Origin of the sequence: Cylindrospermum sp. FACHB-282 (assembly GCF_014697195.1) — a bacterium.
In the GTDB taxonomy this organism is placed as follows: domain Bacteria; phylum Cyanobacteriota; class Cyanobacteriia; order Cyanobacteriales; family Nostocaceae; genus Cylindrospermum.
In genome coordinates, this window is sequence record NZ_JACJRJ010000071.1 from 1 (window position 1) to 25,283 (window position 25,283).

At 43.2% G+C, this 25,283-nt stretch carries 21 protein-coding genes and 1 pseudogene; 11 read left to right on the plus strand and 11 right to left on the minus strand.

Features of this window, described 5'->3' with window-relative positions; all coding sequences use genetic code 11:
• The first annotated feature begins 787 nt into the window (after positions 1-787).
• Entirely contained in the window at positions 788-1,405 is a 618-nt protein-coding gene (locus H6G32_RS24545; RefSeq protein ID WP_190463095.1) for a GNAT family N-acetyltransferase, read from the plus strand.
• Positions 1,406-2,313: 908 nt separating this feature from the next.
• A complete protein-coding gene (locus tag H6G32_RS24550) occupies positions 2,314-2,856 on the plus strand; it encodes a hypothetical protein (protein WP_190463096.1) in 543 nt (180 codons plus the stop codon).
• Between the two features lie 180 nt (positions 2,857-3,036).
• On the opposite strand, the gene H6G32_RS24555 is transcribed toward H6G32_RS24550, so the two are convergent.
• From H6G32_RS24555 to H6G32_RS24570, 4 genes are all read right to left on the minus strand, one after another.
• Positions 3,037-4,185: a histidinol-phosphate transaminase gene (locus tag H6G32_RS24555; RefSeq protein WP_190463132.1), complete on the minus strand. Its 1,149-nt coding sequence runs from the start codon at positions 4,183-4,185 to the stop codon at positions 3,037-3,039.
• Between the two features lie 217 nt (positions 4,186-4,402).
• Positions 4,403-5,041 carry a YqiA/YcfP family alpha/beta fold hydrolase gene (locus H6G32_RS24560; protein ID WP_190463099.1) on the minus strand — a complete coding sequence of 213 codons (639 nt, stop codon included), beginning with the start codon at positions 5,039-5,041 and terminating at the stop codon, positions 4,403-4,405.
• Between the two features lie 48 nt (positions 5,042-5,089).
• Complete coding sequence (gene gor, locus H6G32_RS24565; RefSeq protein WP_190463101.1) at positions 5,090-6,466, minus strand: glutathione-disulfide reductase; 1,377 nt, start codon at positions 6,464-6,466, stop codon at positions 5,090-5,092.
• Positions 6,467-6,732: 266 nt separating this feature from the next.
• A complete protein-coding gene (locus H6G32_RS24570; RefSeq protein ID WP_190463104.1) occupies positions 6,733-8,019 on the minus strand; it encodes a FecR domain-containing protein in 1,287 nt (428 codons plus the stop codon).
• 304 nt (positions 8,020-8,323) lie between these two features.
• Here H6G32_RS24570 and H6G32_RS24575 point away from each other — a divergent pair, with 304 nt between their 5' ends.
• Positions 8,324-9,757, plus strand: a complete 1,434-nt coding sequence (locus tag H6G32_RS24575) for a hypothetical protein (protein ID WP_309232629.1) — start codon at positions 8,324-8,326, stop codon at positions 9,755-9,757.
• Between the two features lie 185 nt (positions 9,758-9,942).
• Here H6G32_RS24575 and H6G32_RS24580 read toward each other — a convergent pair whose 3' ends face one another.
• Positions 9,943-10,761, minus strand: coding sequence for a sulfurtransferase (locus tag H6G32_RS24580; protein WP_190463106.1), 819 nt, complete (start codon positions 10,759-10,761; stop codon positions 9,943-9,945).
• A gap of 253 nt (positions 10,762-11,014) precedes the next feature.
• Between H6G32_RS24580 and H6G32_RS24585 the strand changes: the two genes are divergently transcribed.
• Together H6G32_RS24585 and glmU are read left to right on the plus strand one after the other, a co-directional pair.
• Complete coding sequence (locus H6G32_RS24585; protein ID WP_190463108.1) at positions 11,015-11,929, plus strand: tRNA (5-methylaminomethyl-2-thiouridine)(34)-methyltransferase MnmD; 915 nt, start codon at positions 11,015-11,017, stop codon at positions 11,927-11,929.
• Positions 11,930-12,048: 119 nt separating this feature from the next.
• Positions 12,049-13,407 carry a bifunctional UDP-N-acetylglucosamine diphosphorylase/glucosamine-1-phosphate N-acetyltransferase GlmU gene (gene glmU, locus H6G32_RS24590; RefSeq protein WP_190463110.1) on the plus strand — a complete coding sequence of 453 codons (1,359 nt, stop codon included), beginning with the start codon at positions 12,049-12,051 and terminating at the stop codon, positions 13,405-13,407.
• 58 nt (positions 13,408-13,465) lie between these two features.
• Here the strand turns inward: glmU and H6G32_RS24595 are convergent, their stop codons facing one another.
• Positions 13,466-14,125, minus strand: coding sequence for a Uma2 family endonuclease (locus tag H6G32_RS24595; RefSeq protein WP_190463113.1), 660 nt, complete (start codon positions 14,123-14,125; stop codon positions 13,466-13,468).
• A gap of 157 nt (positions 14,126-14,282) precedes the next feature.
• Here H6G32_RS24595 and H6G32_RS24600 point away from each other — a divergent pair, with 157 nt between their 5' ends.
• From H6G32_RS24600 to H6G32_RS24610, 3 genes are all read left to right on the plus strand, one after another.
• Entirely contained in the window at positions 14,283-14,603 is a 321-nt protein-coding gene (locus H6G32_RS24600) for a hypothetical protein (RefSeq protein WP_190463115.1), read from the plus strand.
• Positions 14,604-14,685: 82 nt separating this feature from the next.
• Positions 14,686-15,747 (plus strand): AAA family ATPase, encoded by a 1,062-nt coding sequence (locus H6G32_RS24605; RefSeq protein ID WP_190463117.1) that lies wholly within the window; start codon positions 14,686-14,688, stop codon positions 15,745-15,747.
• A gap of 2 nt (positions 15,748-15,749) precedes the next feature.
• Entirely contained in the window at positions 15,750-16,646 is an 897-nt protein-coding gene (locus tag H6G32_RS24610; protein WP_190463119.1) for a hypothetical protein, read from the plus strand.
• A gap of 28 nt (positions 16,647-16,674) precedes the next feature.
• On the opposite strand, the gene H6G32_RS24615 is transcribed toward H6G32_RS24610, so the two are convergent.
• The 3 genes from H6G32_RS24615 to H6G32_RS24625 all read right to left on the minus strand — a co-directional run bounded on the left by H6G32_RS24615 (position 16,675) and on the right by H6G32_RS24625 (position 18,162).
• A complete protein-coding gene (locus tag H6G32_RS24615; RefSeq protein ID WP_190463121.1) occupies positions 16,675-17,628 on the minus strand; it encodes an isoaspartyl peptidase/L-asparaginase in 954 nt (317 codons plus the stop codon).
• A gap of 20 nt (positions 17,629-17,648) precedes the next feature.
• Positions 17,649-17,819: a DUF2256 domain-containing protein gene (locus H6G32_RS24620; protein WP_190463123.1), complete on the minus strand. Its 171-nt coding sequence runs from the start codon at positions 17,817-17,819 to the stop codon at positions 17,649-17,651.
• Between the two features lie 142 nt (positions 17,820-17,961).
• Entirely contained in the window at positions 17,962-18,162 is a 201-nt protein-coding gene (locus H6G32_RS24625; protein WP_199328238.1) for a hypothetical protein, read from the minus strand.
• Positions 18,163-18,187: 25 nt separating this feature from the next.
• On the opposite strand from H6G32_RS24625, the gene H6G32_RS24630 reads away from it, so the two are divergent.
• Positions 18,188-19,522 carry an aromatic ring-hydroxylating dioxygenase subunit alpha gene (locus H6G32_RS24630; RefSeq protein WP_190463125.1) on the plus strand — a complete coding sequence of 445 codons (1,335 nt, stop codon included), beginning with the start codon at positions 18,188-18,190 and terminating at the stop codon, positions 19,520-19,522.
• A gap of 158 nt (positions 19,523-19,680) precedes the next feature.
• On the opposite strand, the gene H6G32_RS24635 is transcribed toward H6G32_RS24630, so the two are convergent.
• A complete protein-coding gene (locus H6G32_RS24635; RefSeq protein WP_242046723.1) occupies positions 19,681-22,572 on the minus strand; it encodes a GAF domain-containing sensor histidine kinase in 2,892 nt (963 codons plus the stop codon).
• A gap of 90 nt (positions 22,573-22,662) precedes the next feature.
• On the opposite strand from H6G32_RS24635, the gene H6G32_RS24640 reads away from it, so the two are divergent.
• Positions 22,663-23,805, plus strand: a complete 1,143-nt coding sequence (locus H6G32_RS24640) for a quinone-dependent dihydroorotate dehydrogenase (RefSeq protein ID WP_190463128.1) — start codon at positions 22,663-22,665, stop codon at positions 23,803-23,805.
• Between the two features lie 53 nt (positions 23,806-23,858).
• Here H6G32_RS24640 and H6G32_RS24645 read toward each other — a convergent pair whose 3' ends face one another.
• Positions 23,859-24,590: a hypothetical protein gene (locus tag H6G32_RS24645; protein WP_190463130.1), complete on the minus strand. Its 732-nt coding sequence runs from the start codon at positions 24,588-24,590 to the stop codon at positions 23,859-23,861.
• Between the two features lie 383 nt (positions 24,591-24,973).
• Between H6G32_RS24645 and H6G32_RS24650 the strand changes: the two are divergent.
• Positions 24,974-25,174, plus strand: a pseudogene (locus H6G32_RS24650) (TROVE domain-containing protein); the annotation flags it as partial.
• Between the last annotated feature and the right edge of the window lie 109 nt (positions 25,175-25,283).

Below are 25,283 nucleotides of genomic sequence, written 5' to 3' on the forward strand. Positions count from 1 at the left end.
TCAGAAAAGCAATCCCTAATGCTTTTGCAGATGGGATACAGGGGATTGTAGTTTCCCCAGTAAAGGTAACACTTTCAAAGTAAAAGATATTTGTCTATATTTTTTACAACTATACTATTAGACAAATACCTCTTAACCATTTAGAAATCAGAAATAATATTCAGATAAAGGGTATGGGATCTTAAAATTGGCGATTGAGGGTTGGATAGCTTTGCAGATTCTTCCACCAGTATCCAGCACCTAGTGCCTATACAACCAGTCCCCTTGATCAATTAGCAGCCAGGGGTGGTTGGAAACCAGAGTCAGCTTTTGCTCTGCTGACCCAATAATCAGATAGGTTCTGCTACGCTTGTTGGTACTCACACTCGCCAGATTACTGCCAACTTTTTTTTATTTAAGATACCGCTCACCTCTCTACCCTCAAACCAGGGATAACTTTCAACTTGATCAACTCAGCAGGGTGGATTTATGAAAGAGCTACTCCTAGCCACTTTGAGGAGTGCAGCCTCCAAAACCCCAAACAAAGTTTTACACTTTGTATGATTCACGATCAACAGCGAATTGAAAATTTTGTACTGAGTTGCTGTTCAAAGATAATAACTGAAGTATAGGAAAGTGCATAGTCACCCACACTTGACACCCCATAACCCAGAGGCTATTTTTGGCGGCAATTTAGGATCACCAAGAGCTGCATCTTCTAGAGGGCTGAGATTTTTCATCCAGGTTAGATGGTGTTTGAGGATACTTGAGAAGATTTTCATTAAATAAAATTAATCATAAACTAGCCTTGACATCCTGGTTCTTTCACCCATATTACCAACAGCCAGTCGCGAATGCTGCCGATCAAACTTCTTGGCAATTCCAAGTCCGTGCGGCTACACCTGCTGATTTTACTGGTATTGCCCAAATCATTGCCGAAAGCTTTCACTCTCAAAAGGGTTTATGGGGATGGGCTTTCCCGTTGCTACGTTTGGGTATTTACGAAGACTTAAGGCATCGTTTAGCCTCACCTTCACCCCATCACGTTTGTTTGGTTGCCGTTGATGCTACGGCTGCTGGGGCTAATAATGTTGTGGGGACTGTAGAACTGGGTGTACGTTTTAGTGATTCGTGGACACATATTAGTAGGAGTTTTTCTTACCTATCTAATTTAGCTGTTCACCCAAAATACCGTAGGCATGGTGTGGCTTCTGGTTTACTGATTAGCTGTGAACAAGTCTCACTGGATTGGGGATTTCAAGATTTATATCTCCACGTTTTGGAAAATAATCATCAGGCACGACAACTTTATTTCAAGCTGGGATATCGGGTGCATAAAGTCGAATCTCATTGGAATCCATTTCTCCTTAGCCGCTCACGGCAAATATTTTTGCACAAGCATCTGAATACTAACTCAAATATGTGACCTACTCCCAGTCGGCTTCGGTACAAACATTGTTCGAGGAAGGGAATTTATCTCTGAGGTCTTCTCAATCTCCAGCACTGCCCGTATCCCTTGGGAAAAACCTGCCCAAAATTGGCGGTTCCAACGCAAGGAAGGCGGCTTTTACGATCTCGTTTTCACACAATATCTTGGGTGAAGCCGCGCTGCGCACCGAGTTTACCCATCTAACGAGTAGATTTTGGCTCAGGAACCGCCAATGAAAGGATAACTTTAATGAAACCCTAGCACTTATCGCTTGCTTCAAAGGCCAACAGATGCCGGAGGCTTAAGCTTTGCTAACAGGCAACTTCTCTATAGCAATCCTATTTGGTTTGCTCCCCACCGAGAGGCTCTGATCCCCGATTTCTTGAAGAAGTCGGGGATCTTTTTGTTCGGAACTCATTTAGGATTGCTATAAGATCAGAAAAGGGTAGAGAATCACTCTGACTTATTCTCCAGCATAAATTTTGTCTAAACTTTCTTTTTTAAAGATAAAATTATTCAGCTAAAAATAATATTACGTCGAAGTTGATATTGATTAATAATAAGTTACATATTAAATTATTTATATTTAACTATTATGAACAATAATAAATATCAGTAAAGCAATAGTTAAGAAATTTTTCATCCCTCATCCTAACTTTGTATTTATAATTTCATCTTTATAAAAGCTTTAAAAAAAACCTCTCTCCATTGAAGACAAATCCAGCCAAATCCCATAAAATATGATTAAATTGCTGAACAAGACCTATTTATTTATAAGTTAGTTAAATTTGCCAGTAATGTCTTGAAATTTTCAGATAAATCAAAAACTTGATTTAATTTATTAAATAGCCATCTCCATATCCAAGTGCATAGTACTACCAAATTCGTCGGAAGTTTGAGAAAAAATGGATAGCGAAAAGCGTTGCCGCTATCAAACTGCTATGATATCAACTTATTGCTCTGACACCAGTGTTCTTGACCCTATTGTCATGCTAGATGGAACTGAGCAATCCCAAGACTCGGATATACTCACGCTTCTGCACAGTGGAAAAGTTTTCATTGTCAATAGTCGGAGGCGGAATGGGTTAATACTATTTAAACAATACCATGCAGAGTTTGCTGGGCCTGGAGCCGCGGTCGGTGGGAATTATGATTGTGATTGTCTATGGGTATTGTCTATAGGTAATTTGTCTTTATTAAATCCCGAATCTAATGAAGAGCGCCAGAAGGCTTACTTGATTAGGCGACAATGGATCAGGTTGATCAAGCAAATTACAGAAAACCCAGTGTCTGGGCAGCGAGTTCATAAAATTATCGATCAATTTGAACAATACTTTCCATCAGAAATGGTGACTCATTTACCGGATGCAGCTTTTGCGCTGTTAGTGGGTGTGCTGCCACAAACGGTTTCAATAGTACGCCGTTCGGGCAGCGAGGCTGATAGCTAGCTACGGATTTGACACAAGAGAATTGATCACACTAGTACCGCCATGAATTCAAAATTCAAAATTCTCTCATAGAGCCTACGGCAGGCTCCGCTGAAAGAGGCACAAAATTCAAAATGAATATAGTGTGAGATTTTCAGAGATTTGGGATGGGTGGTTTATTTCCGCCGACCTGTACTAGTGTTAATTAATTGGCGAATTAGTTAAAGCAGTTTGTATTCGATTTAGGGTGCGGGTATTTTCTTCGGGGGTTCCTATAGTAATTCGCAATCCGTCGCTTAGTAGTCGCACAAGAGTGCCGAGATTTCTGAGTTTTTGGTTGACCAGAGAAGCCGCGTCTTCTGGGTCAGAGCCATTTGGTTGCAGACGTAAGTAAATAAAGTTAGTAGCACTTTCTGTAATTTGGAATGCTGGGTGTGAGGATAAAGCGGTGATGAGTTTGGCTCGTTCGCTTAAGGTTTGAGGAATTGAATTTAGCAAAAGTGTGCGGTTTTGCAAAGCAACTAATGCTGCGGCGATGGAGAAGCTGGGAAGATTGTAGGGTAAGCGGACTTTTTCTAAGATCGCGATCGCATCTGGATGAGCGATACAATAACCAACACGTAGCGCTGCTAACCGAAAAGCTTTAGAAAAGGTACGTAGCACTACCCAGTTAGGATGCTGTGCTAATTCCCCGACGAGGGACATTTGGCTAAATTCAAAGTAAGCTTCATCAATGACTACCAAAATCTGCTCACTCAGACTTCTTAACCATGCCAACTCTGCCGCAGTTAAGCGATTGGCGGTGGGGGAATTGGGATGGACGACGAAAACCACCCGAATCGGGGGATTTTGAGTGGATTCTATGGCAGACTGGGCGGCTTTTAAGTCAATTTCAAAGTTGGTTGCATCTCTACCCACACTCACCACGGGTATGCCTAAAGTTTTTGCTAAAATCCCGTACATGGAAAAGGTGGGATTGGCAACGAGGATACTGCCTTCTCCCCCCAGACAGGTGGCAATTAATAAAGAGCGGATTAGTTCATCTGAACCATTGCCTACGGAAATATTAGCAGCAGTGAAAGTTGATGGCGAGAGGGCGGCTGACTCATTAACATATTCGGCGATCGCATCCTTGAGTGTTTCATGTCCACCGTCAGGATAACGATTTGTTTCGATTACTTGCTGATATGTCCAGGCTAGCTTTGCTTTTAACTCCGTTGGCAAATCATAGGGGCTTTCATTTGTATCCAGCCGGTCAAATTGCGCGGGGACTGCTTCGGCTGTATCGCTGCTGGGGTGAGGTTTGTAAGCGGTGAATTGGGCTAAATCTGACCGGATGAAGGGAAGCATAATTTTAGTCATTAGTCAAACAGGTCATTAGTCATTAGTCATTAGTCAAACAGGTCATTAGTCATTAGTCATTGGTGAGCCAGTGCGCAGAACCGTCTTGTTTCCACGCCACGTGCTTTAAGCCGGGGAACCCGTCCAACGCAGTGGCTCCCCATGAGCAACTGGCGAACCCGAAGGGTCAAACAGGTCATTAGGGCGAGTTTTATATTTTACAACTTCAAGGTAATTGGCAGAAGAGACGAATTGCCTGCCAAATTTCGGCTGTGACATTGCCTAAGGCGTGATCGCTGTCTAGTTCTATTAAATCTACCCAAGGACGCGATTGCGCAAAATCACGACTAGCGGTTATGGGGATGACTTCATCTTGCTGTCCATGGAAAATTAGGGTGGGAATGGGACGTTGCAACTCTTGCTCTGTGTATTGGGCGGCATCTGTGAGGAAATCGTAACTTAGAGGCAGCGATCGCTCTTCGCCGTAGTGGTACACCTGGAGATATTTTGACTGTTGCCAATGTTGCACCCCTACCTCCCCTAACTGGGCTAACCAATGGGATAAAAACCCAAAGGCTGGTGCTAGCAAAACAAGGCGTTGCACTTGTGGATATTGCTGGCCTAAGTGGGCGGCTGTCAAACCGCCCAAACTAGAGCCAATCAGTGTTACAGGTGCAGCATCATGACTGAATTCGGCAGCGACTTGAGTTAACTGACGAGTGATTGTCAGCCCAGAAAAATCGCCAGCATTCAGATCGGGAATTTTCAGCTTGATCTGAATTTGGGCAAAGCGATCGCCTATATCCTGCGCTTTGGTAGATTTAGGACTCGAAGCAAAGCCGTGAAGATAGATGAAGGAATTCAAAATTTTAAATTTAAACAATAGACGCGATTCATCGCTTCCATAGAAAATTTAGCGCATCGTGACAAATTCTTCAGCGGACGAGGGATGGATACCAACAGTTGAGTCGAAATCTTTTTTGGTTGCGCCCATCTTGAGAGCGATCGCCACACCTTGAATAATTTCAGCTGCGCTGTCTCCCACCATGTGAGCGCCCAAAACTTTGTCGGTGTTCCCATCCACTACTAACTTCATCATGGTTTTTTCTTGCTTACCTGCCAAAGTGTAGTACATTGGGCGGAAGCGAGTGCGATAAATAGTCACTGCATCGCCGAATTTAGCTTCTGCGGCGGTTTCCGTTAAGCCGACTGTAGCCGCTTCGGGGGTAGAAAATATGGCTGTGGGGACTGTTTCGTGACTGAATTCGCGGCGGTTGTTGCCAAATTCACTATCAGCAAAGGCGCGACCTTCACCAATGGCCACGGGAGTTAAATTTAAGCGATCTGTGACATCACCCACGGCAAAGATATGCGGTTGACAAGTTTGACTGTATTCATTCACAGCAATGGCGTCTGTAGTACTGTATCCTGGGCCTTCTACAGAACTAGGAACGCAATCAATCGCAGCATTTTCTAAACCCAACCCATCAACATTGGGAGTCCGACCGGTAGCCACTAAAAATACATCAGCGATGATCGGTTCCTGCTCTTCCCCGGATAAACTCAACTTCAGTCCAGCTTCCACCTTTTCGACTGCTGTTACCTCGGTGTTTTGGAGAATGCGAATTCCGTGATTTGTCATTCCCTCCTGAATACCTGTGCGGATATCTTCATCAAAGCCCTTTAAAATCAGGTCTCCCCGGATAATCTGTGTCACCTCACAACCCAACCCGCGCATAATACAGGCAAATTCTGTGCCGATATAACCAGCACCAATAATGGCGATATGTTTTGGTTGTGTTTTCAGATGAAAGATTTCATTAGAGCTAATGGCATATTCCATCCCTGGTAAATCCGGTTTAATCGGACGTCCACCCACAGCGATTAAAATTTTCTCCGCTGTAAATTTGTTGCCATTAACTTCTACAGTATGGGGGTCTACAAAGGCAGCGCGACCAGAAATTAATTCCACTCCTGCTTTTTCTAATAAGCTGATGTGTATTGCTGAGAGTCGCCTGACTTCCTGATCTATGGATGTGATGAAATGTTCCCAGTCCAATTCTGCATTACCGACTTTCCAACCATAGCCTGCGGCATCTTGGAATAGTGCGGGAAAGTGAGAGCCATAGACCATGAGTTTTTTGGGAACACAACCGCGAATTACACAGGTACCGCCGACTAAATCATATTCAGCGATCGCCACTTTCGCCCCGTAGCTAGCCGCCCGTTTGGAAGCCGCCAAACCCCCAGAGCCTGCACCAATAACAAATAGGTCGTAATCAAAAGTCATAAGTTTATATGTTTTTTCGCTACAAGTTGGCTGCTCTTAGGTGACACAGAAAATCTGCTTTAGTCTTTGCATAGATTTAATCTAGCGTTAGCAGCTGCTCTGGTGTTATGGGAGTTAACCACCGCCAAGATTTAACTTGCCATAATTTGGCGTTGCTGATTGAGAATATGAATTTGTTTCGCGCAGAGGCGCAAAGGCTCAAAGGTACGAAGAAAAAGAAGGGTATTTTTGGCATTTCATACTTTGATTCAGCAACGCCCATAATTTTAGTTGTTGGTATTTCCCCCGCCTGGTTCCCCGTCTGAATTGCCAGAACCAGAATTTTGATTGTTGGTATTTCCCCCGCCTGGTTCCCCGTCTGAATTGCCAGGCCCAGAATTTTGATTGTTGGTATTTCCCCCGCCTGGTTCCCCGTCTGAATTGCCAGGCCCAGAATTTTGATTGTTGGTATTTCCCCCGCCTGGTTCCCCGTCTGAATTGCCAGAACCAGAATTTTGATTGTTGGTATTTCCCCCGCCTGGTTCCCCGTCTGAATTACCAGAACCAGAATTTTGATTGTTGGTATTTCCCCCGCCTGGTTCCCCGTCTGAATTGCCAGAACCAGAATTTTGATTGTTGGTATTTCCCAGATCGGAATTTTGGTTGCTGGAATTAATACGATTCACAGATTGCTTAACAGTATCTGAAACAAGTTCTCCTGCTTCTACAAAAGAGTTGATTGGGGAATTATTGTTGATAGAGTTTACTGGGGAATTCTCTGTCATAACTCCCTGGCTAGGGAAATTTGCAGAACTAGCCCGGTTTTGTAAAAAAGATGGATTGTCAACTACTCCCTGACCGGTGATTGGCGACTGTGCTGTTAAAGCAGCAATGGTTTCAGCTTGAATACTAGCGAGGGCCGGATCTGGCGTAGACTCAAGACTTTTCTTCGTTAAATCAAGTCCCTGCACCAGATTGCTCGTTTCATAAAAAGTTCTCAGATCAAAATCGTATAAGCCCTGAAATTGACCTTTAACAACAACCATCAGCTGCCCTGCTTGTAGCACCTGATTTTGAGAAGCTTCTTTGTTTGCAACTTCAATGCCGCTATTTGTCAACGCACCGACAATCGTAGTATCTGTTTCTTTGTTGTAGCGGACAAATAAGGCTGAACCGCGAATTGCTGCTGCTGCATTCGGTGTCTGTATACGTGTTTGCCCCCTTCCGGGTGGGATCAGCAGTAGCACAGTCCCATTGGTTAGTCTAAAGTCTCGATTCTTGGGCAAAAATTGAAATAGTGCCTGTTCCCCAACCCTTGCCAAAGAGCCATCATTGAAGCGCAAGTCTGCTAGGGAAGCTCGACCGGTGGATAAACCATCTCCAGGAATCAGGGTATCTAATTTACGTGCAGGACGTTTCTGCGGTTGATTTTTGGGGATCAGTTGCACCAAGTTGCGGAGGTTCTGAATCTCCGCTTGCATCAGTGGAGTTATTGCACTTGCCCGATTTGGCCAAGGTAGAACCATCACCCCCGATAAACCAATGGCAAACAGCGTTAAAAATTTAGGAAACATAATTTCCAACCTCGGTAAACACAGATGATACTGAAATTAAAGGTTTGAGTCTCTGCTAATAGTTGCAGGAAAGTTTCATTATATTAATTTATCTAAATTTTATTGTAATCTTAATTTTAGACAGACAGAAAAATGTATCTATAAGAATATTTAAGTTTATAATTTGAAACAAAAATTGCCTGAAATTAAAGTCAGACTATTAGGTGACAAGAAATTGTTGAATAGCCAAAATAGGTGACGTTCTCGCTGATTTTAAATAAATGAGTAGAGATGGGGTCTTTCAGTTTTTTACTACCAAAAGCCTGTGAGAATATCTGTTTGCCAAATACGATTAACACCATTAAAGACGCCACCCCAGGGTTGGAAAAATTTATTATTTTCGATTTTGTTAGTTTTTACTGCTGGAAACTACTGGTGTTGGGTGGGGATACATGGGGTATGGGCGGCAAATTCAGAGAAAAGCGCGGGTCAAGGGCTACGCCCCACCGTAGACGATGATCGCCAAAATCCGGTAGTGTCACAAAAAACTTCTTCGAGATTCTTAGAGGTAACTCAGCAGTCCAGTGAGTTTCTGCCCGTATACTCAGCAATTGAGCCAAATATAGCACCAGCAACGCCACTAACTGCGAAACCAAATGCATCTTCACTAACAGATGCACTCGGCGATACTCAACAGCACAATCATCTACCACAAATAGAAATGCCGCCAAGGGATTTGCCTAAATCGTCTCTAGAACCAATAGAGCAAAGGTTGAATCCACCTCAAATAGGGGAATTTGAAAAGATAGAGAGGCTAAGGAGACGGCTACAAAAGCAAAAACAGCTATCTTCTGAATCAAATAGTAGTCAAGAACTAGGGTTGCGGATACGACGGACGGGAACACTAGCACAAGAGTCACCGACTGAATCAAATAGTAATCAGGAACTGGGGTTGCGGATACGTCCACGAACCCTAGAACAACTACCACCCCCATCAACAGAAAAACCCGTGGCTGAGTTTAAACCTATAGGCTACCTAAAGGCTAATGTCGGCTACTTCCAGACAAGTAATATTTTTTCTGCAAATGATCGTCCAATAGAGGATGGTTTGATTTTTTCGGGACTGACACTAGCCTCTGGATATTTCCCCTTGGGGGCTAAGACCTATTTAAACGGGTCGATTGATGGTAATCTGATTCGTTATATCGATCAATCAAAATACGATTATAACCAGTTGAGATTCAACCTTGGTATTTACCAGCAACTATCGCCACGAATGTATGGTGAAATTGGTTGGAGTAATCAACAGTTGTTTTTTGCTAAAAATGGCGATCGCTCTGATAGCATTCAAGCAGGCGATCGCTTTTTGAACGAAACTGCTCTGCGGTTATCTTTAGGAAGGCGCGACCCGCTAACACAAAGATTGTTTCTCGATAGCTTCTATGAATTGAGTGTAAATTTTTCTGACCCCCAAAGCCGTAGTCGGGTAGTTAATTCTGGTGGGGTTTCTTTGAGCTACTACTTACAAAAGCCCCTAAATATTGGTATTAACTACCAGCTTAACTTGTCAGACTTTACACAGCGCCAACGAGAAGACCAATTTCATCGGTTATTTGGACATTTAAATTATCGAATATCCAACTCCAGCAATCTGAATTTGCAGACTGGTGTCACATTAGGTGGTTCCACCGTGCCAAACATTGATTTTTCTGGCTGGTTCTTCAGTGCTAATTACAATTTAGAATTAGGCAGATTTTAAAAGCAATAATGCCGGAAGACTGAAGTCGCATCTACAAGGACGCGGGCTAAGTACCTAAGAATCATTGTAGGCTTTGAAAGAAGGAAATAGCCCTAATTCTCAGAGTACCAATGACCTGTTTGATCAATGACCTGTTTGACCAATGACCTGTTTGACCAATGACCTGTTTGACCAATGACTAATGACTAATAACTAATCCAATCACTCCAGCTACCAGCATAAAGTTTACCGGTGGCAATGCCAGCTAGTTCTAAAGAAAGTAAATTCACACAAGCTGTAACCCCGGAACCACAATAAACTAAAATTTCCTCGGCTGTATCTAAATTATTCCACCGACGGCGTTGTTCTGGCTGGGAAAGTAAGTAGCCTGAAGAGTCTGTGACTTCTTGCCAAGGATAGTTAACTGCACCAGGAATATGACCGGCAATTTTATCAATTGGCTCACGTTCACCGCGATAGCGATCGCTCTCTCTAGAGTCTACCAAAACAACCTCTGGGTTATCTTTGCGACTTTTAACCGCTGTAATATCTACCACCAGTTCTGTTTGGACTTGGGGGGTAAATGTAGCTATCCGAGGAGGAGAAATCAAATCTGTGACAGGATACCCAGCTTTTTGCCATCCTGCAAAGCCTCCATCCAGTACGGCTACTTGTTCATGTCTTAAATAGCGCAACAGCCACCACAGCCGAGAGGCAAAGGCAAAGCGAGAATCATCGTAAGCGACAACCAGGGTTTTTTGGAAATTCACTCCAATCGCTGCTAATTTATTAGCTAAATCATTAGGATTAGGTAAAGGATGTCTCCCCCCATGTTCTCCTACGGGACTAGATAAATCCTGGTTCAAGTCTAGATAGTAAGACCCCTGTATATGACTTGCTTGGTACTGCTGTTGTCCTAGTTGTGCATCAGCCAGAGAAAAGCGACAATCTACAATCACAACTTGTGGATCATCAAGGTTTTCAAACAGCCATTTTGGAGAAACAAAAACTTGGTTATTAGTCATTGGTCATTAGTCATTGGTCAAACAGGTCAAACAGGTCAAACAGGTCATTAGTTGAGTGTTGTTATAGCAATCCTATCTGATTTGTGAAAATATGTTGATAACAAAGTGCAAAAGAAAGGCAGGGCGTTGCCGAGCCTGTGCGTTGCCGGGGTTCCAAGAGTTGTAGGGACGGGAGTCGCAAAGAAAAGAGAAGAAAAGAGAAGAAAGAGAGAAATTCAACTTTTTATGAATGATATAGGATTGCTATAGCAAAATGTCAGATTCTGATATTTTTTTACCACAACTAACGCAAGATGGTTCTTTTACCTTCTTTTCTCAGGAGTTTGGTGAAGCCTATCACAGTCATTATGGAGCTAGACAAGAGAGTTATCTTAAATTTGCACTTCCTGCTCAAGTGACGGCAGCAGCGGAGAATGGAATAGTGCGGCTTTTGGATATTTGTTATGGTCTAGGATACAACACAGCAGCTGCTTTACAGGTAATTTGGGAAGCAAATCCCAGTTGTTATGTTGAAGTCATAGGGTTAGAACTAAATCCAGCAGTTCCCAAAGCAGCCATAAAAGAGCACATATTCCATGATTGGGATTACGAGTATCAAGAAATTTTGACTCAACTAGCTTTTAACCATCAAGTCCAAACAAATCGCTTGAAAGCAAAGTTACTAATAAGTGATGCTAGAGAATCAATTCAGCTAGTACGTCAGTCAGGTTTTCTAGCTGATGCCATTTTTCTCGACCCCTTTTCACCGCCCCAATGTCCGCAGTTATGGACTGTGGAATTTATACAACAAGTAGAAGAGTGTTTACATCAAGATGGCTTACTAGCAACTTATTCTTGTGCGGCTGCTGTACGCGCTGCGCTGTTAGCGGCTGGGTTGGTAATAGGTTCTACTACACCAATAGGTAGACGGACATCGGGGACTATAGCTGCCCATTCTAGAGATGGGGAGGTGGGGGGTTGGGGAGATGAAGAGCAAGAGATTACCCCAATTCCCCCTCTTTCGCAAAAAGAAGCCGAACATTTACAAACTCGTGCGGCCATTCCTTACCGTGATCCCGAATTGAGGGATTCAGCCGAAGTTATAATAATACGACGACAGCAAGAGCAAGAAGCCTCTGTTCTGGAACCTAGCTCCCGTTGGCAAAAAAGGTGGGCAAAAAAAACTTAAGGCATCCTCATCAGCTGAGTTATTTAATATTTTGGTCTGTGATGATTAGCTGATATGATTTGAGCCTGAATCTCAAAGTAGTAAAAGCATTCATCATTGAAATTTATTGATACCTAATTATGGTTGTAGTAGCAATTTTAGCGGCTGGAAAAGGCACAAGGATGAAATCAAACCTACCCAAGGTTTTACATTGTTTGGGTGGGCGTAAGCTAGTTGAGAGAGTTCTCGACAGTGTCGAACCGCTTTCGCCATCACGACGGCTAGTAGTTGTCGGCTATCAGTCCGAGTTCGTGAAAGCCGCCATGCATTCAATTCCTAACTTGGAATTTGTCGAACAAACTGAGCAATTGGGCACAGGCCATGCCATTCAGCAATTACTTCCCCATCTTCAGGGCTACACGGGTGATTTGTTGGTGTTGAATGGAGATGTGCCATTGTTACGCACCACCACCCTAAAACATTTGTGGCAAACTCACCAAGAAAATCAAAATGCCGCCACTATCCTCACAGCAAACCTGAGTGATCCTACAGGGTATGGACGGGTTTTTTGTAACGATGAAAATTTTGTCCAACAAATGGTTGAACACAAGGATTGCACTGCCGCCGAAAGAGAAAATAACCGCATTAACGCTGGGATTTACTGCTTCCGTTGGCAGGATTTAGCCAAGGTGTTGCCCCACTTAGAAGCAAATAATTCCCAAAAAGAATATTACCTAACGGATGCTGTAACCCAAGTGGGACAAGTGATGGCGGTGGATGTGGAAGATTACCAAGAAATTTTGGGAATTAACGATCGCCTGCAACTAGCTACAGCTGACGATATTTTGCAAAAGCGAGTTAAGGAAAAATGGCTGCTGGCAGGTGTGACCCTGATTGACCCCGCAAGCATCACCATTGATGAAACGGTGGAATTACAGCCAGATATCATTATTGAACCTCAAACCCACCTGCGCGGAAATACCGTGATTCAGTCCGGTAGCCGCATTGGCCCTGGTAGTTTAATTGAAAATAGCAATTTGGGTCAAAATGTCACTGTGCAATATTCTGTGGTGACAGATAGCGTTGTGCAGACGGGAAGCAAAATTGGCCCTTATGCCCATTTGCGCGGTCATGTAGAGGTGGGTGCTAATTGCCGTGTGGGTAACTTTGTGGAGTTGAAAAATACGCAATTAGGCGATCGCACAAATGTCGCTCATTTATCCTACTTAGGCGATACCACAGCCGGATCTCAGGTAAATATTGGTGCAGGGACAATTACAGCCAACTATGACGGCGTCAAGAAACACAGGACGAAAATAGGCGATCGTACTAAAACAGGTTCCAATAGCGTTTTAGTTGCACCCATTACCTTAGGCGATGATGTCTATATAGCAGCCGGTTCAACAGTTACAGAAGATGTCCCTAATGATTCTTTAGTAATTGCCCGTAGTCGTCAAGTAGTCAAACCAGGTTGGCGTAACAAGAGTACAAAAGATTAACTTTGTAGGGTGCGTTCCCAACGCACCCAAGCAATATGCAGTAGAGACACAATCAATCTTAAATTGTATCTGGATCAATATTTAATTCTCGAAGTTTAGCCGCCAATCGTTCTGCCGTTTCTTCTGGTGTAGGAACTAGCTGACCTTCTGGTGTAAAAAATCGTAATAGTCCCTGATGAATTCCCAAATATAAACCTAGTTGCTGACTCCACAAATATCCTTGTTCATTAGCTGCCAGAGGTTGATATGCACCATCAACTAAATGAAATCCAGCAAATTCTAGTGTATAGGGGTCAAACCAAAAATAATCATGAGTGCGAAAAGTATCTTGATAAATTTTTTTCTTTAAATCTTTGTCAGTCGCAGCGGTTTTTGGCGACAGAATTTCCACAATTACATGAGGATATTTGCCATCTTCTTCCCAAACAACCCAACTTTTGCGGGTTTTGCGTTCAGTGTCCAGCACCACAAAAAAGTCCGGCCCCCGAAAGTCTTCTGATTTGCGTTGGTGAGGACTGTAGTAGATAGTCAGATTCCCAGCAGCGTAGAAATCATTTCTGTCTCTCCACAACCATTCCAGGCATTTGAAAAGTAGGATTATTTGTCGCAGATGCAGTTCAGTTTCCAAGGGAGGCTCATCACTATATAAATCACCTGGGGGAAAGATAACACCTTGTGAGATGTCTTTGGGAGAGTCTAATTCTTTGGTAAGAGTCATAGCTGCATGATATCAGATATTTTTTATTTTAACGCTCTAGTAATTCTGCGATGGGCTAGGTTCCGCTGAAGGTTAAATATAAACTTCCCGAAATCATATTTAAACAAGAGCAAATAAAGCAATAATAAGATTATACAAGCGCCTACTTTTTATTGTTATGGCACAGCTTTCTCAGCCCCGCCGTAGTCGCATCTTGTCATCATCAGCCATAGCACCATCAGACGCTCATCATCGCCAAGAACAACGTCAGGCGCTTGCTAGCCGATGCCGTGCTGTTTTTGAGCATTTGCGGGAACAGCTAATGGCAAAGCCTTACAACTGGTTTATTGCCATTGACCCTGATAGCGAAGAGTATTTGATTAATTCTGAATCGCAAGGGTTAATGCAACAAATCCGTCAGGCTTATGGTGATAATGAAGTTAAATTGACCATTTTTCGCTTGAATGGAACCGGAACCTGCGGCAGATTATGGGTGTAGGTTATTTTGGTAATATGAAGCTCTGGTAATCATCTAAAAACTACTATCAGTTAACTATTTCTCCAGCCAATAAGACTTAACAATGAAAGTTCAAACTGTTCAGCTAAAGTATTTCAAGAAATTTCGCAATCCTCCCATATTTGATTTCACTAATAAAGAAACAGGATTGGCACGAGATTTAATTATTTTGGTCGGCATGAACGGGGCTGGAAAAACAAGTCTTTTACAGGCTATTGCCGCAACATTAGGCACCGCTACTGGAAGGTTAAAGAGGCTCGCTGATTTAGAATGGCCAGGATTTAACTACGAACTGCTAGGAAGTAACTGGGGACGATTTGAGTCGGATGTGACTGTAAAGATACAGTTTTCATCTCAAGAACTCCAAGCTGTGCGAGAGTTTCAGGATAAATTACGAGATAAGGGTCGTGATTTGCTTCCTCCTGCGGACAAGCATATTGTGACTCTTAGATGGGAAAATGAACGTGTCAAGGCAGATACTGCTGCTGAATTATTTCAATTTAAAGGGCGAGAATATGCAAAACAACTGCTGCGATCTGAAAGTTTCCAAGTTTTTGAGCAAGTTGGTACAGTCCTTTGGTACACAGAACAGAGAAATTCAACTAGCTTAACTACTGAAGATCCTGATCGCAAACTGGAAATTACTGAAGATACTTTGCGCGATCGCTTTTCTAAATGGAGACAATTTCATCAAGATGTTGCAGCAGGTAAAATTAGGGAGCTACGTCCAGGACAAAAGGATGTATATGCTGAAGTTGAGCGAGCTTACAAAGCTGTTTTTACAGAGCGTAGTTTTGAAGGGCCAGTTCTGCGAGAGAATGTGGATGATATCTTAAGTGAACCCTGGTTTTATCTTTACGACGGAAAAAACCAGTATGAAATTTCTGAAATGTCTGGGGGTGAACGTGCTATCTTCCCCATGCTCATTGACTTTGCTAGTTGGAATATTCACAATTCAGTTATTTTAATTGATGAAATTGAACTGCATTTACACCCCCCAATGCAACAGGCATTACTTAGAGCATTACCCAAGTTAGGCAAAAATAATCAGTTTATTATTACAACCCATTCTGATTATGTGGAGCAATTAGTGCCTGAAGCGTCTGTTATCAGACTAGAGGTGTAATAGTGAGTGTCGTTAGTGGCAAAGTTATTTTCTGCGAAGGCAAGACAACCAGTTTAGATTTCAGACTTCTTAACAGAGTCGTTGAAAACCTTTCATCTAAGACGACGATTGTTCCCTCTGGTGGTAAATTTACCTTTTCAATTTTTGCTCAAGGTTATTTTTCAAATCCAGTTAGAACTCAGCCGTACATCGTTTTTCGTGACCGCGATTTTGATGTTAAACCTACGGCTAATATCAGATTGCTTCCACTATACTCCATGCTTCTCACCCATCGTGCTTGCGTTGAGAACTATTTGCTAGATGCAAAGTTAATTAATGATTATTGGAAAGCAAGATATGCTGAAAAACTAGCGAATCCAGTGTCAAGATGGGATCATAAAGATTCACCAGGAATTGAGGAAATTTCAGCATGGATAGAAGAGGCTGCAAAAAGCTTGCAAGCTTATCAATCTGTAAGGTGGGCATTGGCTGATTTATTAGATATACCTGGTGTGAAATCACAGCTAAAAACAACATGGACAGGGGGGAGTGGTAACCTTCCTTCTTCACTAGCTCTAGAATATTGCCAGAATGAATCTGTGAGATTAATTCATGAGTTTAGAAATCCTGTTGAACAAGTCACACAAGAGCGTTTTGAAACCAGTCTTGCTACATATCAGCAACAGTTTGAGCAAGAGGAATTTTGGACACAGAAGCACTATTTAATTTGGTTTCATGGCAAAGATATTCAAAAAGCTATGCACAGGCAAAGACCTCAGTACATTTCTTTGAAGAAAGACTTTTTTGATTGGGTACTTGATCAACCTGATATTCATCAATATCTCCTTAAATTGCATCCCGACCTCATGCAATTACAAAACGAGATAGAGCGATTAGGGGGCAGACCAATAGACCCCTAATCAGATTATTAACCGAGATAGTTAGGTTTTAACAATAACCAATCAACTCGCTATTATTCCATTCCAAAGTATCGCCAATGGTTTCGCCATCGTGGTAGGCCGCGAGGATGATTTCGCTGGTTTTACCCCATGATATCGCCCCAGTGGCATCAAGTGCGATCGCACCCAAATCCCGTTGATTCTTCTGCGCTTCAGTAAAAGAACGCTCCATAGCATCCTTGAGAGACATCCCATCAGTGACACGCACCACAATCTTTGCTGCTAAACACTCATCGATGATATCTTCCCCAATTCCCGTACAGCTAACAGCAGCATAACCAGTAGCATAATTACCCGCAGGCATAGCAGAATCACTGACGCGCCCAATGCGCTCAAAGCCCTTACCACCTGTGGACGTGCCAGCAGCCAGCCTGCCGAAGGTATCTAAAGCAACTACGCCGATGGTGCCGCGTCCAGCATTGCTACTTTCCACTAATTCAGGTTCTGCGACTACCCCGGCCATCGTGCGTTTAAAATTATCCTGGCGTTCTTGTATCCACTCATGCAACCGTAAATCAGTTAAACCATTGTAACTAGGAACTTGCAGCTCCCGCGCCAACTCAGCGGAACCATAATCAGACAATACCCGGTCTGGAGAGTTTTGTAAAAATAGCGCCAACTCAATCGGATTTTTTACCCGCGAAATATTAATTACGCCACTAAAACGCCCTAATGTACCATCCATCAGAGAAGAACTCATGCGGATTTGACCATCAGATTGCAGTACCGAACCAGTACCAGCATTAAAACGGGCGTCATCTTCCAACATTTGACAACCGCGCACAACTGCTTCTGTAGCGGTTGCTCCTGTCACTAGGAGAGAATACACTTCCTCGATGACTGCATAGAGCGCACGGCGCACGGCCTCTACTCCTCCTTTACCGTGGAGAGAACTACCAGCCCCACCATGAATAATTAGTTTAGGTTGCACCTGTAACTTCATTTATTTGCTTTTGTGTTGTTTTAACTTTGATTCGGTTCATGTTTAGCTTCAGAACGACGACGACGACAACGTTCTGAGCAATATTTCACCTCGTCCCAGCAATCTTGCCATTTTTTTCGCCAAGTGAAGGGACGTTGACATACCGGACAGATTTTTTCAGGCAGATCAGATTTAGCACGATTACGTCCCATACCAACACTATGCTGATTAGAGCCAAGATTTCCCAGAGCAATGGTAGATAATTATAACGACTTTGCTACCTAGGGAGGATACTTTTGGTGAATAAATGTACTTCAAACCTCCCAGAGGATTATTTTTGAGCCAGTATCCCAGTCATCTCGTAACCTGGGCTACTGGGGATTGGGAACAAGGTAATTGGGAGGAGAAGCGATCGCAAACTGCTTTTACTGGTGTACCATGAGGAAATTTCAGCACTAGTTCATTTACACCATCAGCCACTTGATAGGCAGCGAAGAATTTAACGGTTGCGGTAATTGCTGTTTTCAAGATAAAATTTTCTACACCATAATTCATTTAATTAATTATTAAAAGAAGTGAAATGCAAGCTGGATTTAACTTTTTTCAGCATTGGTATCCCCTCTCACCAATTGAAGACATTGATCCACAGCGTCCAGTTCCCGTAACTCTTCTGGGAATCCGTTTAGTGATATGGAAGCCTAAGTCATCTGAGAATTACAGGGTATTTTTAGATCAGTGTCCTCACCGTCTTGCACCCTTGAGTGAGGGACGTGTTGACGATAAGACAGGAAATTTGACGTGTAGTTATCACGGTTGGCAATTTGATGAGCAAGGCATCTGTACTCGCGTTCCCCAAGCTGAAAATCCTGAACTTGTAGCTAAAAATCAACGAAATTTCTGTGTAGTTTCCCTGCCAGTGCGGCAGGAAAATGATTTACTTTGGGTCTGGCCTGATGCTGATTCAACAGAACTAGCTGCAAATACACCCTTACCTTTGTCACCGCAAATAGATGTTAAGAAAGGTTTTGTTTGGTCTTCTTATGTCCGCGATTTGGAATATGACTGGCAAACCCTAGTAGAAAATGTAGCAGATCCTAGTCATGTTCCTTTTGCACATCATGGGGTGCAGGGTAATCGAGAAACAGCGACACCCATAGCCATAAACATTATTAAATCAACAGAAAATTTGATTGAGGTAAGTACTGGTGGACGCTTCCAAACCACAATCACTTTTGAACCACCTTGTCGCTTGGAATATGCAATTAGTATTCCCAACTCAGACAAGCAACTGGGACTAGTTACCTACTGTATTCCTGTGTCTCCAGGTAAATGCAGAATTGTCGCCCAGTTTCCCCGCAACTTTGCTACAACGCTGAATCGTTTCACACCCCGTTGGTGGAATCATATCAAAGTTCGGAATCAGGTTCTCGATGGAGATATGGTTTTGCTACATCACCAAGAGTATTTACTTCAACAAAAACAATTAAGTGAAAGTTGGAAAACTGCTTATAAATTACCTACAAGTGCAGATTTTTTAGTAATTGAGTTTCGGAATTGGTTCGATAAATATTGTCAGGGAAAATTACCTTTTTCTGATCAAGGAGGAATTATTGCTCGCGAAAGCTGGCAAATCAATGATAACCGCGCTGTGATCTTGGATCGTTACAAACAACATACCCAGCATTGTAGTAGTTGTCGAAATACGCTAAAAAATCTACAGCGTTTGCAAATAGCACTTTTAGCTTATTTTGTGATTACTGTTTCTGGTGTGGCTATTCTTCCTGATGCTTTACGTATGCGGCTAGGTTTACCACTAGTCATTACAGCACTTTTAGGACTGGGAGCTTATTCTTGGCTGAAATTCTGGCTCATTCCTAAATTTTACTTTGTCGATTATATTCATGCTGAGAAATAAGTTATTAGACATCTCCGACAAAGAACGTAGAGACGTTATATGCAAAGTCTCTACAAGGATTATAGGGACTTCCAAAAAATAAAACATTCCAGTATAGATCATGATAATCACTTTGCCATAGGTCTAATATTTGCCCCTTGCCCCTTGCCTATTCCCCCTTAAGCATTTTGTGGTGCTAAGGGCAACAGTAAGCGACTGACTACCCGCTCATCTGGTAGTTGATATAAATGCAATTCTCCTCCCAACTGCTGCATGAGTTGTTGGCAGATCAACAGATGTAAACCTGGTGGTTGGTCGAGGTTGGAGGGAGCAAGCAGATCCTGGGGTGTATTGTTATATAGATTTGTCAGTAGCTGTGAATCGATGGCGCCATTGTCTGTGATTGACATTTCTAGCAAACGCTCATCTATACGGCGACACCAGATATCGATTCTGCTGCCATCTTGAGAACGGTGACAGGCTGCAACTAATAATTCATGGATAACTAATTCAATTTTGACAATGTCGCCTGCGATCGCTATTGCGGATTGATTGCTTGGACTGACAGCACCTCTGAGGAAGGAAATGTTTTTGTGCGACTCCCGCTCCTCAATCGGTTGTCCTAAACCATGTACACCTACCCAGAGCTTTTGTTTTTTGAGTAAATTTTCCACTCGTTCGAGCGATCGCTTCAACAAACTAGCAATTGGCATAGTTTCCCAGCTAAGATGCAACTGCCACTGCTCTAGCTTGATCATGCCATTCATCGAGGTGGTTGTCTGGTTTAACTGCCGCAGCAGTAGCTGGTAGCGCGTCTGAGTCAGTTCATTAGCGGGAATACCCAAATCATTGATTTGACCGAGTAACAGGCTCACCATTCTTTGGATTTCTTCTAGACGACGATTTTTGTACCAATTGAGTTGTCGTAATTCCTCGGTTGTGGACTCTAGATGTTGGGTAATTTGCAGCGAACGGCGCCACCAAGCTAATTGAGAAACCAGGGTAACTGTAGCGCTGAGGCTTGGTTCTGACCAGCGGCGTGCGCGATAGTCTGCCAGTAACACTACACCTGTGGGTTGATAATCACCAGGGGTACGTAACGCCATGACCAAAACTTGACTGTTATCAGGGACATTCAACCATTTCCTGGTTTCTGGGGGTAAATCATCTGCCTTGAGACTCAGATAACCTTCATGGCCCAATGCCCATCCGATTAGTGCTTCACTCTGGATTGATACAGGTACATCTGCAACAATCCCAAACCAACTATTGGCCCTGACACCAAGGACAATTTCTGCCCAATTCTCACCAGGAGACCAGGACAATAGCACCGCCAAGGGACAGTCGAGAATAGTGGCTATTTTCTCAAGTGCTGCCCGTTCTAGATGTTGTTCCTCTGCCTTGGTGATGCTGTTTTGGGCTTGTGCGAGGATGCCTAGGCATTGTGCAAATGTCTGGGAAATTTTTTGCTGCTGGGAGCTTGTAGTGCGTAGCTGCCACTGACGGACAATCACACCTATCTGTTGACTAACAACCCACAGGAATTCTTTTTCCAGGGTTGTCCAAGCGCGATGGTTTTCGTGAGTGATGATTAAAATTGCTTCTGGTGTATGGCCTTGAACGCAGTTGCAAACCAAAAGCGATCGCACACCATTTTCTAATAAAAGGGGATGCCAGTGAGAAAACCGTAAATCTTCGTCGAAGTTTTCAATCTCTATCGCTTGAGTTGCTCTCTGCAAAAGCCGCCGATCTATTTCTGAGAGTGCATTTAGGGCAAATGTCCAAGATCGGCGATTATGGGGTGAACTCTGGTAAAGAACTTGATAATTATTGTGGTCAGGGTCAAGCTGCAACAGTACAAAGCGGGTGGCGGTTAGTCGCTCTAAAACTCTCTTAGCACATATATGTAACGTTTCATGCAGGTCATGCTCGTTATAAATAGCTTGGGCAACTTGGTTAGTTAGTTGAGTATCTTGCTGAATTTTTTTGATGGTGCTTTCCATGTTGTCGGTGGGAGCAATTAAGGAGATTAACCCAGCCGCACCTTGGACGAAACTTTTGTCTGTCTCCGTCCAAATCCGAGGTTCATGTTCTTCCACCGCTAGAAAGCCTAAGAGGTCTTTTTGCCAGAGAATCGGAGCTGCTAGGAGCGATCGCACCTGCAACCGTTTTAACAGCTTTCCCGTAAAATGGCTTTTCAGGGAACTCCGAGCTTCACCAATACAGACAATTTGATTAACTGCCAAAGCATAATAAAAGTCGTTCAAATCCTGTACTGTCATCCCAGCTGCTGCTTGCTGGGAGCTAGAATTGCGACTCATATTAACCATCTGACTGCTCATTCGACACCAAAAGTAGTGCCCTTGTGGCTCAAACCAGTAAATACTTGTCCGGCTAGGGCTGACAAATTGATGGGTTACCTCTATAACTGCTTTTAGTCTTTGATCGAGATTACTGAGGGGGCTTAAATTGTTTAGCAATCGCAACAACGGTTCATTAGGGCGCTTGGTTTGCTTTTGCTGCAAATCCATTTCATTGTGATAAAGCACTGTCCCCAATTCACCTAAAACCATCTGCAACCGTGCTTTTACTTCCGTCGGTAGTAGGTAGCCCCAACGGTGGGAACCCAGTAACACCACACCTAGACAGTAATCTCTGTAGCGAATTGGCAAAATAACCGTTCCCTGAATCTGGAATTTGACGGCGATATCAAGCCATGATGCGGCCCGGCTTTCTCGTCGTAAATCAGCTACACCCAAGGGACACTGCTCAATCACTACTTGCTCTAATAAATCCCCAGGATTGAGCGCCAAACATTGTTGTAAAAAACTCGTGTCACCATCGGGGGTGCTGCCCCCTTTGCCACACAATTTGTGATTTAGGCGATCGTAAAGAGCAATCCAAATCAGTTGGTAGTTACACTGCTCTATTAGATAAGCAATAGTAATTTCAATCAGAACTTCAACATTATCCTCTTCTTTAAGGCTCTGGAGAACACGCCCCAAGGATAGGAGTGGTTGTTCGGCGGCTATAGGTTTTTGTGGCTGCCCCATCTGATTATTGGTTAACATAGCTTGTAGTAATATATAAGATGCCCAAAAAAGCACCCTAACTAATCTTGGCTCTGGTGCTTGTCAATAATTGGTAGATGTTAACCTGATTTGGATATTTATCAAGTCGCAATTCGTCCACTTTTGTTCAATCTGGCAAAAACAGATCCAGAGTGGTTACACCAGCAGACGATTCGCAGTTTTAGCTGGCTATCGCCAACGAGAAATCGCCCCCTTAGTAGCTGGGTAAAAAACCGCCTAGGGCAGTCTTTGTGTTTACATAATACAAGTTTAGAGCAAACTTTGTTTGGGCTAACTTTCCCTAATCCTGTAGGCTTGGCAGCTGGTTTTGACAAGGATGGAGTGGCGGCAGGCATCTGGTCAAGCCTGGGATTTGGCTTTGCAGAACTGGGTACTGTCACCTACCTTCCACAACCAGGAAACCCTCCTCCCCGTTTGTTTCGCTTGCCTTTGGACAAAGCCGCCCTCAACCGGATGGGGTTTAATAATAGCGGTGCAGCAGCAATGGCAGCACGGTTAGCACAGCAACAGCAAGAGTTCACCCAGTCAATACCTATAGGTATAAATTTGGGTAAATCTAAGATAACACCACTAGATGCAGCCGCCCAGGATTATCTCAATAGTTTTCTCCTGCTCCAGGATTTGGGAGACTATTTTGTGGTCAATGTCTCTTCTCCTAATACGCCGGGATTGCGATCGCTCCAAGATGCTGCCATGCTCGGTGATATCTTAGATTTATTGCAACAGGCAAACAATTTACAAAAACCGATGTTTGTCAAGATAGCGCCAGATTTGGAATGGGTTGCGATCGCTGACATTATTACCCTCGCTAAAACCTACAAACTAGCGGGGATTATCGCCACTAACACCACCATCCGCCGTGATGGACTAAAAACCCAAATTATTGAGCAAACGGGGAAATCTCCTCAAGAAGAAGCTGGGGGCATTAGCGGTGCGCCCTGCCGCGATCGCTCTACCGAAATCATCCGCTTTATTTGGCAGCAAACTCAAGGACAAATGCCGATTATTGGCGTAGGTGGCATTTTTACCCCTGAAGATGCCTGGGAAAAAATTACTGCCGGTGCCAGCCTCATCCAAGTTTATACAGGCTGGATTTACGAAGGCCCAATGATGGTACGCCGGATTCTTACAGGTTTGCTGGCCAAACTAGAAGAAAACGGCTTAACCTCCATCAGCCAAGCTGTAGGATTACAGGGTAAGGGTAATGGGTAATAAAAATCAATTAGCAATTAGCAATTACCAATTAGCAATTACCAATTACCAATTTACCCTTCTTCCTCCAGGGGGAAAAACTCCTTAGTTTTTTGAGAATATGTCCAGGAAATACCATCAGGATCTCGACTGCGAGACCAAGCGGGAAAATCTGGATCATTCCGCCGCTTATAAACCGTGCTGGAATAAACACTTAGCCGCTTGGCGAGTTCTGATTGAATCAGAGAGCCAAAAACTAACTGATTTTCAAGCGATCGCTTAACTTCATGATTAGCTTCCGGTAAAGACTCAGTTTCTGCTTCCTCCTCCTGTGGTAATGGTTCTGGTGGTGCCAAAAGTGATGGCGAAACGCCCAACCTACGCGATCCTTTACCAGTTCGCGCCTTCACTGGCTCACTACTATCAAGTATGGCGCCCAGAATACTGGCATTTATAAAGTAATAAGACTGACCCTCATCTTCAGAGTTCAGGATACTAGCACCAAATTCCGTAGCTTTACTATCGAGGTAACGTTTTGCCTGAGTCCCAGAAAAATTACCTTTGATTGCCAAGTCCATAGGCGTAATTCTGCCCTGATTTTCTTCAATCAATCGATTGAAAATCGGGTTAACTTGCTGACACCATTGTTCCCATTGATACAACTGCCAAAGTTTGAAACAAGCCAGCAACAGAATTAGCCCCAGCAGAATTTTCCATGTAGAAATCAGGAAAATAATCAAAAACGAGATTGGCAAAAGAAGAACGAGAAAAGCCTTCCCGTTATCTTCCATTGGTTTTTCACTCATGCCCATTTTTGCCAAGTGAATTTTTGCGAAATAATATATTATCTTGGCAAAAATTTGGACATTTTTTTGTATCTTTTGGCAAAGTTATGGCAAAATGGCTAGCCAAACCTAAGCTGAGTAAGTATTGTCCCATAGAAAGTATGTAAATTATGTGCCATTGTTCAGATAAATGGGCAAGAGCTTTTTCCTAGATACCAAAGGGTATTTCCCAGAAACGCAACCGGGCAAAGCCAGGCAAAATTAAGTTTTTGAATATACCAAATACTTTTGTGTGCATAAACCATTCTTAGGGGTTTCATTAAAGTTATCCTTTCATTGGCGGTTCCTGATCCAAAATCTATTCGTTAGTGAGATCCAAAAAATAAAATGCCATGAGGAGACCGTTTAAAAAAATGCCGATTGGTGCAATGTTGCGTAACTTGGGTTCTTTGACTCAGTTGGAGGTGTTGCGAGCTGATAAAGGCGCCAATTTGCAGCGAGTTGCAGCAGTTCTTAACAATTTGGAACATCTGCGTAAAGGACGCATCCATCCGATTGATGTTTTGAAAGCAGTGACATACTCCTACACCTACTCGAAGAGAGGTGTAGGCTTCTCAACCAATCCGGCTATCGCTTAGGAGGCGTTGAGCTTTAAGAACGGAATGCCCTACCGCTCTATTTTTTATATTTATTGCTGCATTATGGTCACGGTCA